Here is an 808-nt window from a genome sequence, read left to right on the forward strand (position 1 = left end):
CAGTGTGGATGATTTACGCGCGCGTGGTGCATCAAGGGCTGATGCTGTGGAGTTGGCTGGGTTGCATGGGGTGTATTTCGGGTCGACGCGTTTTACGGGCAAGCAGCGCCAGGCGCGTGCGGCTGCGGTTGCTCAAAGGCATGATGTGGCGACGTTGAGTTTGATTGAGTCGTATACCGCCAGGGTGAAGAAGGAGTTGGATGCGTGGAATCTGCGTGTCCGTTTGGCGGGGACTCCAGCAGACCGTATCCCGAAGGTGGCGAAGGAGAGGTTGGCGCAGTTGCGGCCGCGGCGGGTGCCGGAGGTTGGGGTGCGTCTGACGTATCGGGCGTCGGGTCCGCATTCGTTGACGATTACTGATTCGCCGCTGCGCATTAGTGAGATGCGTGGGGTGTTGGAGTCGATTAATCGGGCTGATTTGTTGGATGCGGCCGGTCAGGTGTTTTTCTACCAGGCGCATGGGGGCACTAAGCCTGCGGTGGCGACCAACGTGGTGGTGACCTTGGATGAGTTGGACCGGATTGTGCGGGGTGAGGGTGATGATATTGAGCTGGTACTCACCAACGGTGGGCGGATGACGGGTCGGGAGTTTGTCACTTATAAGTTTGCTGAGGTTGGGTATGTGACGTTGGTGCATCCAACGATTGGGCCGGTGTGGTTGCATCGGGTGCGGCGTTTAGCTGGGTTTGAGCAGCGGTTAATGGCCAGTGCGGAGCATCCGACGTGTGCGCGTGAGGGGTGTAATAAGCCGGCGGATTATTGTCAGGTGCATCATTTGGGGGCCTGACCCCCGGAAAGTAGACACGTC

1 pseudogene is annotated in these 808 nt (G+C 58.9%); it reads left to right on the forward strand.

What is annotated here, in order from left to right:
• A pseudogene (locus HMPREF2635_RS06820) lies at positions 1 to 778 on the forward strand (HNH endonuclease); the annotation flags it as partial.
• Positions 779 to 808: the final 30 nt, after the last annotated feature.

This window comes from Corynebacterium sp. HMSC035E02 (assembly GCF_001836065.1).
In the GTDB taxonomy this organism is placed as follows: domain Bacteria; phylum Actinomycetota; class Actinomycetes; order Mycobacteriales; family Mycobacteriaceae; genus Corynebacterium; species Corynebacterium hiratae.